This is a genomic window from Bifidobacterium saguini DSM 23967, assembly GCF_000741715.1.
Classification (GTDB): domain Bacteria; phylum Actinomycetota; class Actinomycetes; order Actinomycetales; family Bifidobacteriaceae; genus Bifidobacterium; species Bifidobacterium saguini.
In genome coordinates this window covers 55,553-71,613 of the sequence record NZ_JGZN01000005.1, presented here as the reverse complement: position 1 = coordinate 71,613, position 16,061 = coordinate 55,553, and the positions used below count along the sequence as shown (strand labels likewise).

14 protein-coding genes are annotated in these 16,061 nt (G+C 55.4%); 4 read left to right on the top strand and 10 right to left on the bottom strand.

Going from position 1 to position 16,061, the window contains the following annotated elements:
• Nucleotides 1–26: 26 nt before the first annotated feature.
• From BISA_RS02505 to mraZ, 6 genes are read right to left on the bottom strand one after another with little or no spacing between them, the layout of a single operon-like run.
• Nucleotides 27–1,478, bottom strand: coding sequence for a UDP-N-acetylmuramoyl-tripeptide--D-alanyl-D-alanine ligase (locus BISA_RS02505; RefSeq protein ID WP_033890034.1), 1,452 nt, complete (start codon nucleotides 1,476–1,478; stop codon nucleotides 27–29).
• A 50-nt stretch (nucleotides 1,479–1,528) separates the two neighbouring features.
• Complete coding sequence (locus tag BISA_RS02500) at nucleotides 1,529–2,398, bottom strand: hypothetical protein (RefSeq protein WP_033890033.1); 870 nt, start codon at nucleotides 2,396–2,398, stop codon at nucleotides 1,529–1,531.
• 40 nt (nucleotides 2,399–2,438) lie between these two features.
• Nucleotides 2,439–4,244, bottom strand: coding sequence for a peptidoglycan D,D-transpeptidase FtsI family protein (locus BISA_RS02495; protein ID WP_051917302.1), 1,806 nt, complete (start codon nucleotides 4,242–4,244; stop codon nucleotides 2,439–2,441).
• Nucleotides 4,241–4,699 carry a cell division protein FtsL gene (gene ftsL / locus BISA_RS02490; RefSeq protein ID WP_033890032.1) on the bottom strand — a complete coding sequence of 153 codons (459 nt, stop codon included), beginning with the start codon at nucleotides 4,697–4,699 and terminating at the stop codon, nucleotides 4,241–4,243. The genes BISA_RS02495 and ftsL overlap by 4 nt, the downstream gene beginning before the upstream one ends.
• A gap of 3 nt (nucleotides 4,700–4,702) precedes the next feature.
• On the bottom strand, nucleotides 4,703–5,779 hold the full coding sequence (gene rsmH / locus BISA_RS02485; RefSeq protein ID WP_033890031.1) for a 16S rRNA (cytosine(1402)-N(4))-methyltransferase RsmH: 1,077 nt from the start codon (nucleotides 5,777–5,779) through the stop codon (nucleotides 4,703–4,705).
• Nucleotides 5,779–6,243, bottom strand: a complete 465-nt coding sequence (gene mraZ / locus BISA_RS02480; RefSeq protein WP_051917314.1) for a division/cell wall cluster transcriptional repressor MraZ — start codon at nucleotides 6,241–6,243, stop codon at nucleotides 5,779–5,781. Before mraZ ends, rsmH begins: the two co-directional genes overlap by 1 nt.
• Nucleotides 6,244–6,700: 457 nt before the next feature.
• Here mraZ and BISA_RS02475 point away from each other — a divergent pair, with 457 nt between their 5' ends.
• Both BISA_RS02475 and serA read left to right on the top strand, forming a co-directional pair.
• Nucleotides 6,701–8,980 carry a HelD family protein gene (locus BISA_RS02475; RefSeq protein ID WP_033890029.1) on the top strand — a complete coding sequence of 760 codons (2,280 nt, stop codon included), beginning with the start codon at nucleotides 6,701–6,703 and terminating at the stop codon, nucleotides 8,978–8,980.
• Between the two features lie 10 nt (nucleotides 8,981–8,990).
• Nucleotides 8,991–10,190, top strand: coding sequence for a phosphoglycerate dehydrogenase (gene serA, locus BISA_RS02470; RefSeq protein WP_033890028.1), 1,200 nt, complete (start codon nucleotides 8,991–8,993; stop codon nucleotides 10,188–10,190).
• 77 nt (nucleotides 10,191–10,267) lie between these two features.
• Here the strand turns inward: serA and nrdR are convergent, their stop codons facing one another.
• Nucleotides 10,268–10,714, bottom strand: a complete 447-nt coding sequence (nrdR, locus tag BISA_RS02465; protein WP_081889987.1) for a transcriptional regulator NrdR — start codon at nucleotides 10,712–10,714, stop codon at nucleotides 10,268–10,270.
• 52 nt (nucleotides 10,715–10,766) lie between these two features.
• Nucleotides 10,767–11,087, bottom strand: coding sequence for a LysM peptidoglycan-binding domain-containing protein (locus tag BISA_RS02460; RefSeq protein ID WP_237746080.1), 321 nt, complete (start codon nucleotides 11,085–11,087; stop codon nucleotides 10,767–10,769).
• A gap of 226 nt (nucleotides 11,088–11,313) precedes the next feature.
• Between BISA_RS02460 and lexA the strand changes: the two genes are divergently transcribed.
• Both lexA and BISA_RS02450 read left to right on the top strand, forming a co-directional pair.
• Nucleotides 11,314–12,051 (top strand): transcriptional repressor LexA, encoded by a 738-nt coding sequence (lexA, locus tag BISA_RS02455; protein ID WP_033890025.1) that lies wholly within the window; start codon nucleotides 11,314–11,316, stop codon nucleotides 12,049–12,051.
• 178 nt (nucleotides 12,052–12,229) lie between these two features.
• Nucleotides 12,230–13,171 (top strand): cation diffusion facilitator family transporter, encoded by a 942-nt coding sequence (locus BISA_RS02450; protein WP_033890024.1) that lies wholly within the window; start codon nucleotides 12,230–12,232, stop codon nucleotides 13,169–13,171.
• Between the two features lie 171 nt (nucleotides 13,172–13,342).
• On the opposite strand, the gene BISA_RS02445 is transcribed toward BISA_RS02450, so the two are convergent.
• Together BISA_RS02445 and hflX are read right to left on the bottom strand one after the other, a co-directional pair.
• Nucleotides 13,343–14,305: an L-lactate dehydrogenase gene (locus BISA_RS02445; RefSeq protein WP_033890023.1), complete on the bottom strand. Its 963-nt coding sequence runs from the start codon at nucleotides 14,303–14,305 to the stop codon at nucleotides 13,343–13,345.
• A 176-nt stretch (nucleotides 14,306–14,481) separates the two neighbouring features.
• Nucleotides 14,482–15,987, bottom strand: a complete 1,506-nt coding sequence (gene hflX / locus BISA_RS02440) for a GTPase HflX (protein WP_033890022.1) — start codon at nucleotides 15,985–15,987, stop codon at nucleotides 14,482–14,484.
• Nucleotides 15,988–16,061 lie beyond the last annotated feature (74 nt).

The following is a 16,061-nucleotide window of genomic DNA, read 5'->3' as shown; positions in this document are numbered from 1 at the left end:
TCCTCTTGTCGGTGAATTGGCACCTACTACTTAGTCGACCAGCGTTCCGCCAACGCGCTCAAGCCCGACGCATGAGAGCCTTTCAGCAAAACGACAGTATCCGGATGCTTTGCAGCCATGTCCAATACCAGCTGTTCGGCACGATCAATATTCTCAACACAGTCTACTGAAGCTCCTGCTACGCTCGCAGCCCCCCGAGCCAAAGCCTGAGCCATATCATGCAAATGCGCATCCTGATCGGAACCGACTGCGATGATGGCGTCCAATCCCAGTTCCGCTGCAAAACGGCCTACGGAATCGTGCAGTTCCGTTTCGCTGTGGCCAAGTTCCAGCATTGCGCCGAGCAATGCCACACGGAAAGGCGTGCCACCGTCTTTGGCCGTCCAGGCTTTCAGTCCTTCCAAGCCCGCCTTCATCGAATCGGGGTTGGCGTTAAAGGAATCATCAATCAGCGTGAAATGCGCCTGCCCGCGGCTGACCTCGGACAATGCCATGCGATGAGGGCTGATTGTGCGCTGCGCGTGAAGCACCTGCGCAATATCGTCCAACGACATGCCGTAACGCAATGCCACGGTAGCCGCGGCCAATGCGTTCATCACATTGTGCACACCGGGGATGCCCAGATGCACACGCACTTGAGCGCCGTCTGCAGCATGCAGCGTGAATTCAGCATGGTCGTCCGTGTCCGCGGTAATATCCGTTGCCGTCACTTCAGGCTCATGATCACCGTTCTTGCCGAACCACATCACGTCCGCCGGGGCGATCTTGGCCATCGGAACCACATGGTCGTCATCGCCGTTCAGTACGGCAACACCATTGGGAAGCAGTCCTGCGACAATCTCACTCTTGGCCTGAGCAATACGTTCACGAGAGCCGAATTCACCCAGATGAGCCACGCCAACCTTCAACACTATGGCCGTGTTCGGTGGAGCAATGCGCGTCAAACGTGCGATCTCCCCCAAATGGTTGGCACCCATTTCAGCCACGAAGAAACGCGTATCACCATCGATCTTGAGCGCTGTCAAAGGCAGGCCGATCTCGTTATTAAACGAACCGATAGGGGCAACAGTGGGGCCGAGCGTGGACATCAGCGCCGACAGCAGATCCTTGGTGGTGGTTTTGCCCACGGATCCAGTCAGGCCGATGATATCGAAATCGCCTGGCAGTTGGCGGCGGCGCTCGATATTATGCTTCGCCAGTTGTCCCAATGCCTCAACCGTGTTCTTCACCACAATCTGGGCAAGGCCCTGGGCCGGCACCTCATGATCGACAATGGCAGCCACGGCACCCTGAGCACCGACCTTACCCACGTAATCGTGACCGTCAACACGTTCACCCTTAATGGCCACGAACACCGAGCCAGCAGTAACCTGCCGTGAATCGCTGACCGCATTTGTAGCCGCACCGGCCGGAGCATCTCCGGCGATGATACGACCGTCAACCGCCTGCGCGATCTCCTCGACACTCATTGGAACCATGTTTTCCACTCCTTGCAATCCGTGCGGCACTTTCGCGGCACCGCGGATGATTAATTAAGATTGTTCGCTACCCGCAATGCGCTGCGCACATTGTTCTTTCGTACACCTGCCGCCAGCACCATCGAAATTGCCAAAGACATATGTCCCGCTCTGATTCTGTCATATCCCACCGGGGATTCCAATGCCAGGTCATCGGATTCCTGAGTGGTGCCGGTCAGAGTAAGGTCACGGTCGGAAATGAACGAATACTGCGTTTTCAACGCGGATACATCCTGATTCGATGTGTTGTGTTCGATTCCCAGCACGTCGACATTCACCGATTCCAAAGCATGATTGCGCACAGTTGATGGATTCAGGGCAATAATCACTGCGGCAACACCGTCCTCGGCGCAAACGGCCAGTGTGCGCTGCATGTCAAGGACTCCCAACGGATATGTCAGGTTCAGCGTGCGGGTCATGGACGTGGATCCCTGTGCATCAATCACCGCCACTGGGTTGCCAAGCATATGGAGAAAATCAGCCAATTGCGTCACATCGGCGCTGATCTCGTCGTCATCATCGCCAGCTACGGCGAATACCGCCATCGCATTGGTTGGAGAACCGGCAAGCGTCACGGCCATGTCTCCCAGAACATGGTCGTTCAGCTCACCAAAAACCAACGGGATATCCGCTTGCGGGCACTGATGCTGCAAGGAGCGCGGCAGCAATGCCGCGTATGCTCCAGCCTGTGCGGCATGGGATAATTCAGCGATTCTGCCACCGCATACGAACAGCGATCCCGGCCCCACGCTATCCAAAGAATCACTTAGCGAAGTGATAGTGACATTGGACGCGAATTGCGGAACAATATCGAAACCGTACTTCTCAGCCAACATGCCCAACGTCATACGCTGGGAAATGGCTTCGCTCACCGCACTCATGGGCTAACGCCTTTCTTCCATACTCACTATCACTGCAACATCACCAAGTGACTGGGATAGCATCTGTGCGAGGACTGGAAACAGGTACCTCGTATTTCTGCATAAGGAACTCACAAATCTGCGCGGAGACCGGACCTGCGGTAAGGCCGCCATAGGAGCCTTGCGGGTCCTTCATCACCACCGTGACCACAAAGCGTGGGTTGTCAGCTGGAATCACCACCGAGTAATCGGAAATGATGGAGCTGAGGGAGCCATTGTCTCCTGCCACTTCTGCGGTACCGGATTTGGCCGCCATACGGTAGCCATCAACCTTGACGAACTTGCTATAGTCCTCTGCAACGGATTCCATAGCGTTCATTACGTCAGCCGCCACGGATTCGTCAACTACTCGGGTGGCTTCTCCCTGCTTGGTTTCCGTGGTCTTGCCATCCGCGTTTGTGGTCGATTTGATAATCGACTGCTGTTGACGCACGCCCTTGTTGGCTATAGTGGCCACCACATTGGTCAGCTGCAATGCGTTGACCGTGTAGCCCTGACCGAACAGCACCGTATTACGCGTGCGCAAATCCCAGGAAGATGGATTCGTCAGCACACCGTTGGATTCGCCGGGCAGATCCAGACCAGTGGACTGGCCAATGCCGAACTTGGTGAGATACTCGTAACGCTGGTCATCGGTGTAGTTCTTGCCGGCGAGCACCATGCCGTTGTTGGAAGACTTCTGCAGGATGCCTGCCAGGGTCCAATGCATGTCCCCGTGGGTGAACGCGTCCTTGAAGTCCTGTCCATTGTCGGTCACCGAGTTCGGTACGGTGAACTTGTCCGTCATCTTATGCTCGCCGGTTTGCAGATATCCAGCAGCCGAAATCAACTTGCCGATGGAACCCGGTTCAAAGGTTTCCGAAACAGCGCGGGATGCGCCTAACTTCGCCTCATCAGTGCCCGCATCCACTTCATCGCTATCGGCAAGAGCTAGAATCTCTCCGCTTTGCACATCCTGTACCACGCCGATAACCCAAGGCGACTTGTAGGTGGACTTGGCTTCCTTCATGATTTTCTTGACGTACCATTGCACGTCTCGATCAATGGTCAGATTGACGTCGGAGCCGTCCTTTGCCGCCACGGATTCGGTCATGGTGCCTGGAATTTCCTCACCGCCGTAATTACCACGCTGGTAAGTCTGATGCCCGTCAGTACCGGTGAGCACTTTGTTTTCCATCTGCTCAATGCCGGCCACTCCAGTGCCCTCGTCGTTCACACCGCCAAGCAATGCGCCCATCAGGTCACCATCCGAGTAGATGCGTTCGCTGCTGAGCTCTCCCCAGACGATGCCGCCGAGATTGAGCTCGTCGATGCTGCGCTTGACCTGTGGAGTCACATCCTTTTTCAACACGACGTATTGGCCGCTGATCGACAGGTCCGCGCCCAATTCCATAGCGCTGATGCCCAATTCCTTGGATAGCAGACGTCCGACCGCAGCCGCACCGGTAACTCCAACTGGCTTGCCATCGATCTGATGGCAGTAGTCCTGATTGTTTTTATTGCAGGTAATCGGAGTGAATTCCTGAGCGGCCTCAGGATTGGCAACGATGGTATACCGTTCAACGCTCTGGGCCAATACCGTGCCATTGGCATCCAGAATACGGCCGCGCTTGGCACTGAGCGTCACTCGCGAAGTACGCGACGCCGTAGCGGCCTGCGCCATCTGACGCCCGTCAATCAGTTGGATGGACGCCAACTGTCCTACGCATAGCGACGCCACGAATGCCAAAGCCAGACCAATCGCGATGCACTTGCACGCGAAGGTCTTCACCTTGGCGAACCGCACGATGCGGGAAAATAATTTCACTGTGTGCCGCCTTCCGCGTCTTTCGGCTGCTGATATCCCTGAAGATCGATAGTGGCAGTGCCTCCCTTGGAGACCATGCCCATTTCGCTGGCCTTATCCGGCAGTGATGCAATCAATTGATCGAGCTTCGCCTGATCATCCTCAATATCCTGAGTCAGCACATTGATGTGGCTCTTGACTTCGGCGGCTTCAAAAGAATTCTGCACCATCTCGGTACGCAACATCAGCGCACCCAACAGTGTGGCGGCCAGAAATACCACTGCGATAATCACATGCACCATTGGCGCCGTGCGCGTTCTCGTCCATTCGAGAACGCGTCCGAACACACTGCGCTCCTTATCACCATGAGCATTGGCGATAACCCTCAGCTGCGGACGAGAACTCGCCTGCGGCTTGGCTTGAGGACGCTGCGATGCCGAAGAGCCGGATCGAATGCTACGTGCCGTTGCCGCCATGTTTTAGTTTCTCCTCGAAGTGTTGCGATTGTTAGTATGTTTTCCGCCGCGCCGGCCGCCAGATTCATGAGTGTCATCCGGATGCTCGGCCATATGTTCAAAACGGGTACGCCATCGATCCGGAATAGGTCTAATCAGTTCCACCGCACGCAATCGGACCGATGCGGAGCGTGGATTCGACGCGATTTCCTGTTCGTCGGCTTTAATGGCACCACGAGTCAATTCCTTGAAGAAAGGCTGCGCGTCCGGAGGGACTATCGGTAAATCGGCGGGCGCGTCAATCTTCAACCCATTCGCCATGAACGATTTAACGGTTTTGTCTTCCAACGAATGGTAGGACTCCACCACCAAACGCCCACCCACATTGAGGCGGTTTGCAGCCTGAGGCAATGTGGATGCGAGTTTGGCCAATTCGCCATTGACCTCGATGCGCAATGCCTGGAATACTCGTTTGGCGGGATTGCCGGCCGGTCGATGTGCCTTGGGAACCACACGCTCCACCAGAGCATTGAGCTGCCCCGTGGTGGTCAGCGGTTCCTTAGCACGGTCGGTGACAATGGCACGAGCGATTTGGCGTGCAAAACGTTCCTCTCCGTATTCTTTGAAAATACGCACCAATGCGGGAGCGTCATATGTGGCGAGAATACGCTGCGCCGTCAGCTCTTGGCTGACGTCCATACGCATGTCAAGCGGAGCATCATGCGAGTAGGAGAAGCCACGGTCCGCCTCATCGATCTGGAGGCTGGACAGTCCCAAATCCATGAACACCGCGTCCACACGTTCGATGCCTTGATTCTCGAGCACCTGATCAAGCTGATCGAATGCGGCATGAACCGGAATGAATCGGTCGGCGAGACCTTCCTGCTCCATTCGCTTGGTGGCCAAGCCCAGTGCCTCGCTATCTCGATCGATACCGATAAGACGAGCATTGGGAGCGGCTTTCAGGAACGCTGTGGAGTGGCCGGCAAGACCGAGCGTGCAGTCTACTGCGATAGCACCTTCATGCGCCAAGGCGGGTGCCATCAAGTGCACACAATCTTCCAGCAGCACTGGCTGGTGAATAGTGGTCAGATCAGTCATCAGAATTCAACCTCCGGCAATACGTCATCCGCGATATCGGCGTAGTCCTCTTCCTTCTGTGCGAGGTAAGCCTCCCAAGCGTCCTTGTTCCAGATTTCCGCACGCGTGCCAACGCCAATAACCACGATGTCTGAGCCAAGGTTGGCGTAATCGCGCAGCATCTGCGGCACAACCACACGCCCCTGCTTATCCGGTTCCTGATCGACGGCACCGGAAAGGAACACACGCAGGTATTCGCGCGCTGCCTTATTGCCCACCGAGGTGCGCTGAATTTGTGCAGCGATACGGCGAAATTCATCGAAGGGCAGCAGATATACACATCGTTCCTGGCCACGGGCCATGACCAGACCGGCTCCAAGCTGAGCACGGAATTTTGCGGGGAGTGCCACACGCCCTTTGGCGTCGATTTTTGGAGTGTATGTGCCGAGAAGCAGCGGTGGCAGTCCTGACAGGAGATCGGAGATTCCAGTGGAGCTATTCCCGGAGGTTTGAGCGTCCTGTGAGGTCTGTTCACCAGCCACGGCTCCACCTCCTTATTCACGCGTTTGGGTACACTCCTGCCAACTGGTTCACCACTTTACCCCACCATTCCCCATTTTTCCCCACTGATGCACAATTTGCTCATCCTTTTACGAAGAATTTCACTTGTCCGTGCGTGTCGGCGCGCTTCCATAGCCGGTTCAGCACAAATCCCTCAAGCGGAAAACGGCGGAGTTCACCCTTAAATCGCCACCATCCACTGCTAGCAGCTGCCGCCCCACCGCCAGCATGCCAGCGCATGCCTTCATCAGGCATGGCGGAATACGAATTCACCGGAAGTTCATGCACCCATTCAGCTCACCGAGCATTCCGGTAGGGGGCGTGCGGTAAATTTGAGTGCCTTAAAGTGTTGACCTCGAAGAAATGGAAACGAAGAGAAGCATGTCGAGTTACGCCTCACAGCTGCATGAGGAACAACAAGCCGTTGATCGCGCCTACGGACGTCTTGATGACCTTCGTGCCGAAATGTGGCAGCGTTTGGATACCGTACGCGCCGCAGGCTCGCACGGATCGCCCACGCAGCGTACCGAACGCGATTCCTTTGCCACAATGTATGAGGATCGCCTCACCCAATTGCGCAGTGTCGAGGATCGCCTCGTATTCGGCCGCCTCGATTCCAAAGATGGCACCCGCCACTACATCGGGCGCATCGGCCTATCCAGCACCGATCACGAACCGATTCTGACCGACTGGCGAGCCGAAGCCGCACGGCCGTTCTATGAGGCAACGCCTTCCAATCATGGCAATATTGTGATGCGCCGCCATATCACCTTGAGCTTCCGCAATGTAGTAGGCGTCGAAGATGAAGTGCTCGACGTTCATTCCGATCAGGTGGGGCAAGCCTCCTCGGCCGGAACCCTCACCGGCGAAGGCGCATTGCTGGCTTCCCTCAGCTCACGACGCACCGGCAAAATGACCGACATCGTCGCCACCATTCAGGCCGAGCAGGACCGCATCATCCGTTCCGATATGAACCGCGCCGTGGTTGTTCAAGGCGGCCCTGGCACCGGTAAAACCGCCGTGGCCCTGCATCGCGCCGCGTATCTGCTCTACACTCATCGCCGCACTCTGGAACGTTCCGGCGTGCTCGTGGTGGGCCCCAGCTCGGCGTTCCTGCATTACATCGATCAGGTGCTGCCTTCATTGGGTGAAACCGGTGTGGTGTCTCGCACCATCAGCGACCTTATCCCCGGCATCACCGCCACCGCCACAGACACCCCTTATACCGCCAAGCTCAAGGGAGACCGTCGTATGGCGCAGGTCGTGGCCAATGCCATCGCCTCGCGTATTCGCATACCGGCGAACCTGCCCACAGTGACCATCAGCGGCATTCAGGTACCGATGCTTGCCGTGGATATTCAGCAGGCGCAGACCGACGCCAAGCGCACTCGTCAAGCGCATAACAAGGCGCGTGAAACGTTCATTCGCTCAATGCTTTCCAGCATGCAGCGCCGGTATGCCGAACAGCTGGACTATACACCGGACCAAGCTGAGCTCAATCGGGCCATGCAATTACTGCGCATGAACGATACCGTGCGCAAAACACTGAACCTGTGCTGGCTGCCAATGACCGGCCCCTGGCTGATCGATCAATTATTCGCGCACCCGGAACGTTTGAAGTCGCTTGCCGGCTGGCTGTCCGACGATGATATTCGCGCTCTTGCCAGGCCAAAGGGCTCACCGTTGACTAAATCCGATATTCCTCTGCTGGATGAGGCTATGGAATTGCTGGGCCCCGATCCCAAGGTCGTAGCCCGCAAATCGGCGGCGGACGCTCGCCGCGCTGCAGAAGAACAATATGCCAAGGATACGCTGGCCGCCACCGGTCTCGGCCAAGGCATTGTTTCCAGCCAGATGCTTCTTGACCAAATGAATGGCACTGACGCGGAGCTGACATCGCAACGTGCCGCCGCCGACCGCGAATGGACTTATGGTCATATCGTGGTTGATGAGGCGCAGGAGCTCACGGCTATGGATTGGCGTATGCTCATGCGCCGCTGCCCTTCGCGTTCGTTCACCATTGTGGGTGATGTGGCACAAACCTCCGCTCTGGGAGGAACCCGCCGCTGGGACAAGACAATGAATCGTCTGTTTGGAGCGGAACATTGGGATCTCAACGAGTTGACCATTAATTACCGCAATCCACAGGCGGTTTCCGATCTTGCTTCCCAGTTCGCCCAGAACGAAGGACTCTACATCTCGACCGTGCATGCTGTGCGCGATGTGCCGGGCTCGGTGTCTCGCCATACCGTTGACGATACGGAATCGCTGCTGCAAGCCATTGCCGATCAAGCGGTTCAGCTTGCTCATCATTTCGTCTCCACGGACGGTACCGGCCGCATTGCCATCATTTGCCCGGATTCGCTGATTGAACCGGTACGCCAGCATGTACGTCAATCTCTATCCGGTGCGCTCGATTCCAAGGAGTATCAGCGTCTGATTGATCAGCCTGAATGGGATGAACAGATTAGCGTGTGCGGCACGGAAACCGTTAAGGGCCTGGAGTTCGACGCCGTGGTGGTAGCCGAACCGGCCATGATTGAAGATGACGCCCCGAGCCGCTTGGTGGCCGCATCTGACTTGTATGTGGCAATGACCAGGCCAACCCAGAAACTGGTTATAGTTCGGACAAAAGCGGACGAACAGTCCATGAACATCTAAGGTGAAAAGCATGCCGAAAGCATTGTTATTGGAAAATATTCATCCAGATGCGGCCCAATCGTTACGCGATCATGGTTTTGAAGTCGAAACGATGAAGGGCGCTCTGAGCGAGGACGAGCTGATTGACGCCCTCGATGGCGTGGATTTGGTCGGAGTGCGATCCAAAACCAACGTCACCGCCCGTGTCTTGGAGGCACGCCCCAATTTGAGTGCCGTCGGCTGCTTCTGCATCGGCACGAATCAGGTTGACTTGGATTATGCCGGCAAGCATGGCATCGCGGTGTTCAACGCCCCATATTCCAACACTCGTTCCGTGGTGGAATTGGTTATCTGCGACATCATCTGCCTGATGCGCCGCATTCCGGCCCATACGCACCATATCAAGCATGGTGTTTGGGATAAGTCCGCAGCCGGCTCCCATGAGGTACGTGGCAAGACGTTAGGCATCATCGGATACGGCAATATCGGCTCTCAGCTTTCGGTCCTGGCCGAAGCATTGGGTATGCGCGTGGTCTTCTACGATATTGAAGAGAAATTGGCCCTGGGTAATGCTCATCGTTGCGCCACATTGAACGAGCTGCTGGAGCAGTCTGATGCGGTGACGCTGCATGTTGACGGTCGTAAGTCAAACACCGGATTCTTTGGAGAAGATCAGTTCGACCATATGAAGCAGGATGCGATCTTCATCAATTTGTCTCGCGGCTTTGTGGCTGATTTGAACGCATTGAAGCAACATCTGGATTCCGGCCATCTGGCCGGTGCGGCGGTTGATGTCTTCCCTGTCGAGCCGAAGAAGAGCGGCGATGCATTCAACACCCCGCTGGCTGACGAGGACAATATGATTCTCACGCCGCATATTGGCGGTTCCACGCTGGAAGCTCAGGAATCCATCGGTCATTTTGTGTCTCAGCGACTCGAGGATTATTGGTTTAACGGTTCCACATCCCTATCTGTGAACCTGCCGCAGATTAATCTCGGCAGCTGCAAGGGCGTTTGCCGTATTGCTCACTTGCACGCGAATCTTCCTGGCGTGCTTGCTCGCGTGAACCATGTGCTGGGCAATGAGAATATCAATATTTCGTTCCAGTCTCTGGCCACGGAAGGTGAGCTCGGCTATGTGGTGACCGATGTAGCATCTAAGCCGAGTACTGAAACCTTGGAAGCCTTGCGTAATATCGAAGGCACGATTCGCATGCGCGTTACCAACTGATACCGCGCATCGCATGCTATGAGTTGGCCGGTTCCTGTTTTATTCAGGGACCGGCCAATCTTTATTCTGCTATTTCGCTATCTGTCGTTGCGCAACTCGTTAATGGCACGCTGGAAATCCTCCAAACCAGAGAAATCCTGGTACACACTGGCAAAGCGCAGATACGCCACTTCATCCAAATCTCGCAAAGGCTTAAGGATGGCCTTGCCCACCTCGTCCGATGTAACTTCCGCAAGACCTCGGGAACGTAGATCCTCTTCGACTTTCTGCCCCAAGGCCTTCAGGTCTTCTTCTTTCACCGGACGGCCTTGACAAGCTTTCCGCACGCCATTAATCACCTTGTCACGGCTGAAAGGCTCAGCTCCACCAGAGCGCTTGGTGACCAAAAGCATACTGGTCTCCAATGTGGTGAAGCGTCTATTACATTTCGGGCATACACGACGCCTGCGAATGGAATGACCGTCTTCGCTGATACGGGTATCAATAACTTTGGTATCGGGGTTCTGGCAAAAAGGACAATGCATGCCACCTAGAATAACGTGACCGTGGAGAAAAACCGAATACAGGTGGTTCGCATCATTCATTGGGAACAATAATTCGCTGACCCGCCTGCAATGCACCAGAATCCAAATCATTCAATTCAATCAGCTCATCCACGGTTTCTGACACATCCTGACCTTTCGGTGTGATGGAGGATGCATACGACCATAATGTGTCCCCCGGTTTCACAATATAGCTGGTTACTTGGGTAGCTCCGGTACTCGACTGCGCGGGCCGTGCCGACCACGCGCCAATGCCAGCCCAAGCCAACCCCACAGCCAACAACATCGCTAATATCACATGACGTCGCCGCTGGCGTTGTTTATATTCATGCTGGAGTGACACCATAGCTCGCATTGTCTCGTCATAGCGATGTGCAACATTGCGCATCTTCGGATGGTGAACAATCACCATTGCGTTTGGACTATTCATCACAGCCACCCTTCTCGAACAGGTGTTCTATCGAACATCTGTTCATAGCATTGCACATCTGTTCGAATTAGTCAAGCACAGAACTCGAACAGATGTTTGATTTTTTGTGAATGACACGTTATGCTAGAGAAAGCATGAAAGGAGCCCTGACGTGAGCACCATCCCCTTTTCTCCCAAAGGCGCACCAGACGAAGCCTCACTGTCCGATCGTCAACGCAAGGTTTTGAACGCCATTAGAGCTCATATCGAAGAGCAGGGATTCGCGCCCTCGTTCCGCGAAATCGGATCTGCAGCCGGTCTTAAAAGCCCTTCATCGGTTAAGCATCAGCTTCAGGTGCTCGAGGAAAAAGGATTTATTCGCGTCAACGCCAATAAAGGTCGCGCGATTGAAGTAATCGCCCCCAGCACCTCCCCTGCCTCCCAGCGGGAACATGAATATCCTGCGTCGCAGGACAGCCAAACGAAGGAATCATCATCGGCCGAGATTTTCCAGTTCCCGGCTGAATCCATCAGCGAATCTCGTGATGTTCCTCTGGTGGGGCGCATCGCAGCCGGCGTACCGATTACCGCCGAGCAACATATTGATGATGTTATGCGCCTTCCGGAACGGCTAACTGGCTCTGGCACATTATTCATGTTGGAGGTTCACGGTGATTCAATGATTGATGCCGCTATCTGCGATGGGGACTATGTGGTGGTTCGAGAGCAGAATTCCGCGGTGAACGGAGATATCGTGGCTGCGCTCTTGGATGATGAGGCTACGGTGAAGACATTCCGCAAAGAGCAGGGGCACGTTTGGCTCATGCCTCATAATCCCGCTTACTCCCCCATCGATGGCACGCATGCCACGATTATGGGCAAAGTGGTAACAGTGCTCCGCAAGCTCTGATTTTCATCTCGATTTTCTGATCGTCCTCATTCTGACGCATGCATCGCAATACGTGCTACACTGTCAGGCAGCATTGAAACCCCGGTTCCACGCCGGGGTTTCTCCATATATGAACCGTAACGCAAATGGTATTGAGAAGCGATTTCATCTTGATATCGTTAAAGGAGCGCATCACACCATGCCCCATACACATGCATCTATTTCGCCAACTTCCGTGGCACATGCCAAAGCCCATCAGCGCAGACTTATCGCAACGTTGTCCGTAACTGCATCGGTGTTTCTGATTGAGGCGGTCACGGCGTTTCTCACTGAATCGTTGGCATTGCTGGTGGACGCAGGCCATATGCTCACCGACATGTCGGTGCTTATCGCTTCCACGGTGACTGCCATTCTGATGCAACGCAAGCCAAGCAACACTCGAACCTGGGGCTGGGCTCGTCTGGAGGTTTTGACGGCTGCTGCTGGCGCATTGGTATTGCTGATTGTTGGCATTTATGCATTGGTTGAAGCCGGAATGCGTTTATTCGGCAATTCGCATAATCAAATCGATGATATCGGCTTGTTGCTCTTCGTAGGCATTCTGGGATTGAGCGCCAATATCATCTCTATCTTCATTCTGGCGTCTCAGCGGGAAGACAACATGAATATGAAGGCGGCTTTTCTGGAAGTCATGAATGATGCGCTTGGCTCGGTGGCCGTGGTGACGTCTGCTTTGGTAATGATGTCTACCGGCTGGAAGGGCTTTGATGCCGTGGCTGGCGCGATTATTGCGCTACTGATGATTCCGCGCGCCATCAAACTGTTGCACAATGCTGTACGCGTGCTGCTTGAGGAAACACCGAAGGGTCTTGATTTGGATGCTGTGCGCACGCATCTGGAAAGTGTGCCGCATGTAATTGCCGTGCATGATCTTCATGCCAGCACGGTGTCTACCGGAATGCCGATTCTGATGGCCCATGTGGTGGTGGATAAGGATCTGACAATGGAGCAGGCGGCCCAAGTATTGGCTCAGCTTCAGGATTGTCTACGTGAGCACTTCCCGGTCTCAGTGCCCCACACCACGTTCCAACTCGAACCGGAAGGTTACACCACCCCCTCAGCTGGCGACCTCCACAAGTAGCTGATCACAAAAAATAATCGCCACATGGACAATTCCATGTGGCGATTATTTACAGCTATTAGCTATCAATATTTGATTGATGCGTGCGTCTTCTAGGAGCGCGAGCGAAGGCGTACAAAGGTACGTCGAGCAAGCAGCGACAACGAAGACGCTCCATCAATCAAATATTGATTAGAAGCCGAACTGGGCGGCGGTTTCCTTCAGCGTCTCAGCGGAACGCTTCAGGGCTGCGAGCTCCTTGTCAGACACCGGGGTGTTGATGGCGGTGTTAACGCCCTGACGGTTAAGCAGGGTCGGCACAGACATGCAGATGTCGGAGATGCCGTGGAAGTCCTTGAGCATGGAGGAAACAGGCAGGATACGGTTGGTGTCGTGCAGAACGGCCTCAACGATGTCAACGCCGGACATACCGATGGCGTAGTTGGTGGCGCCCTTACCGTTGATGATCTTGTAGGCGGCGTTCTTGACTTCCTGGTGAATCTCTTCGCGCTTAGCGGCATCCAGCGGCTCGTGGCCCGGCAGCGGGGTCCAGTCGCACATCGGAACGCCACCGATGGTGGCGGAAGCCCACAGCGGGACTTCGGAATCGCCGTGCTCGCCAGCGATGTAGGCGTGAACGTTCTTGACGTTGACGCCGGTCTGCTGGGCGATCAGGAAGCGCAGACGAGCGGAATCCAGGTTGGTGCCGGAGCCGAAGATCTGGTTCTGCGGCAGGCCGGTGATCTTCTGGGCAACGTGGGTGGCGATATCAACCGGGTTGGTGATGAGCATGTAAATGGCGTTCGGAGCGACCTTGACGAGGCCTGGCATGATGGCCTTGAGGATGTTGACGGTGGCGCCAACGAGCTCCAGACGGGACTGACCCGGCTTCTGGCGAGGACCAGCGGTGATGACGATCATGTCAGCGTCGCGGCAGATCTCAGGATCATCGGAACCGTCGATGGACACGGTCGGGTAGAAGCTGGAGCCGTGCTGCATATCGAGCACCTCAGCCTCCACGCGCTCCTTAGCGATATCCTCAAGCACGATCTCGCGGGCAACGCCACGCTGTGCGGCAGCGAATGCGAGAGTGGAGCCAACAGCACCAGCACCGATGATTGCAAGCTTCGTGGGCTTAACGGTAGTTTCCGCCATGATGGATTAACCTCTCTTCAAAGGCGGTCTGCAGAATGGCAGGCCATGTAACTAACGGTTTTACTTTATAAACCCGGTTAGACGTTTGCGCTCCCAAAAATTTGCTACGAAAATCAGAAAACCTTGTATTCCCAATGGTTGTTAGCGCTCACAATCTATATGTGACTTTCATCACGTTAATCGATTGACTGTTCAATGACTTTTGCCGCCAAATGCGAGTCCACATCAGCCTCCAGCAGCACACCGTCATCACGGTATTCCACCTTGCTCACCTTGCCATATTCGCGTACACGAGACAGCAACGACCCCGCCGTATACGGCAGCAATGCATTGACATGCACATGTGGTACCGGCAGCAACGCCTCTACGGCATCGCGCAGCTTATCAATGCCCTCGCCGCTATATGCGGAGACGATGAAGGCATCAGGCTGCAGCGCGGATAGACGCTCCCGAGTCGCCTCATCAATTTGGTCAGCTTTATTGAACACGATGATGCGTGGAATCGAAGCCGTGCCCTCGATATCCGCCAGCACATCGTTCACAGCATCGATCTGCGAGAACGGATCAGGATGCGAACCATCCACCACATGCACGATTACATCAGCTTCGGCCACTTCCTCCAACGTGGATTTGAACGCTTCCACCAACTGGGTGGGCAGACGGCGCACGAATCCAACCGTATCCACATAGGCGTAGAAACGACCGTCTCGGGTTTTTGCACGACGCACCGCGGTATCCAAAGTGGCGAACAGCGCGTTCTCCACCAATTCGGCAGAACCGGTCAGGCGATTGGTCAGCGAGGATTTGCCGGCATTGGTATAGCCCACCACTGCCACGGTCGGCAAACCGAAGCGACGACGCGAGCCACGCTTGACTTCGCGAGCCGGGGCCATTTCACGAATCTGGCGGCGAAGTCTTGCAATACGCGTGCGAATCACACGACGGTCCATTTCAATCTTGGTTTCGCCAGGGCCTCGGGAGCCGATGCCAGCATCCGCGCCAGCCGCACGGCCACCTGCCTGACGAGACAGCGACCCGCCCCAACCGCGCAAACGCGGCAACATGTATTCCAATTGGGCGAGTTCAACCTGCGCCTTGCCTTCGCGAGAAGTGGCGTGCTGGGCGAAGATATCAAGAATCACGGCCGTACGGTCCACCACTTTGACTTTCGCGGCGTCTTCCAAGGCACGGCGCTGTGATGGCGGCAAATCATCATCAACGATGATGGTATCGGCCTCCTCGCGCGCCACGATATCAGCGATCTCTCGCGCTTTACCGGAGCCCACATACGTGGCCGAGTCAGGCCTTAACCGGTGTTGCAGCAAACCATCGCACACCACGGCGCCCGCGGTTTCCGCGAGCGCGGCCAGTTCTCGCAGGGATTCCTCCGCTTTGGCTTGCGTGGTCACAGCGCTTGACCATACGCCTACCAAAACTACGCGTTCCAGACGGACCTTACGGTATTCAACTTCGGTAACGTCTTCGAGCTCACCGAGACCTGCCACATGTTTGAGTTCGTTGCGAGCCTCGCGTTCCTCCCATTCCTGGTTGGTGTCCTCATGCCAGCCGGCCGGCTGCTGGTTGCTGTCGAGCAACACGTCTGACTGTGAGGAGAGCACGCCTTGAGAGGTTACGCTGGAGCTGCCGCGGTCAATATCGGTGTACTGGTTGTTGTCGCTCAAAAACACCTCTCATATCAATTCACATCGGTGATTCACGATTCTTCTATGGCTCCTTATTATCATCAGGTGAGGTG

Excerpts from the sequence above, each read along its gene's own strand:
- BISA_RS02505 (WP_033890034.1), bottom strand. The coding sequence starts at position 1,478 with ATGGTTCCAATGAGTGTCGAGGAGATCGCGCAGGCGGTTGACGGTCGT.
- BISA_RS02500 (WP_033890033.1), bottom strand. The coding sequence starts at position 2,398 with ATGAGTGCGGTGAGCGAAGCCATTTCCCAGCGTATGACGTTGGGCATG.
- ftsL (WP_033890032.1), bottom strand. The coding sequence starts at position 4,699 with ATGGCGGCAACGGCACGTAGCATTCGATCCGGCTCTTCGGCATCGCAG.
- rsmH (WP_033890031.1), bottom strand. The coding sequence starts at position 5,779 with ATGACTGATCTGACCACTATTCACCAGCCAGTGCTGCTGGAAGATTGT.
- BISA_RS02475 (WP_033890029.1), top strand. The coding sequence starts at position 6,701 with ATGTCGAGTTACGCCTCACAGCTGCATGAGGAACAACAAGCCGTTGAT.
- serA (WP_033890028.1), top strand. The coding sequence starts at position 8,991 with ATGCCGAAAGCATTGTTATTGGAAAATATTCATCCAGATGCGGCCCAA.
- nrdR (WP_081889987.1), bottom strand. The coding sequence starts at position 10,714 with ATGCATTGTCCTTTTTGCCAGAACCCCGATACCAAAGTTATTGATACC.
- BISA_RS02460 (WP_237746080.1), bottom strand. The coding sequence starts at position 11,087 with ATGCGAGCTATGGTGTCACTCCAGCATGAATATAAACAACGCCAGCGG.
- BISA_RS02450 (WP_033890024.1), top strand. The coding sequence starts at position 12,230 with ATGCCCCATACACATGCATCTATTTCGCCAACTTCCGTGGCACATGCC.
- BISA_RS02445 (WP_033890023.1), bottom strand. The coding sequence starts at position 14,305 with ATGGCGGAAACTACCGTTAAGCCCACGAAGCTTGCAATCATCGGTGCT.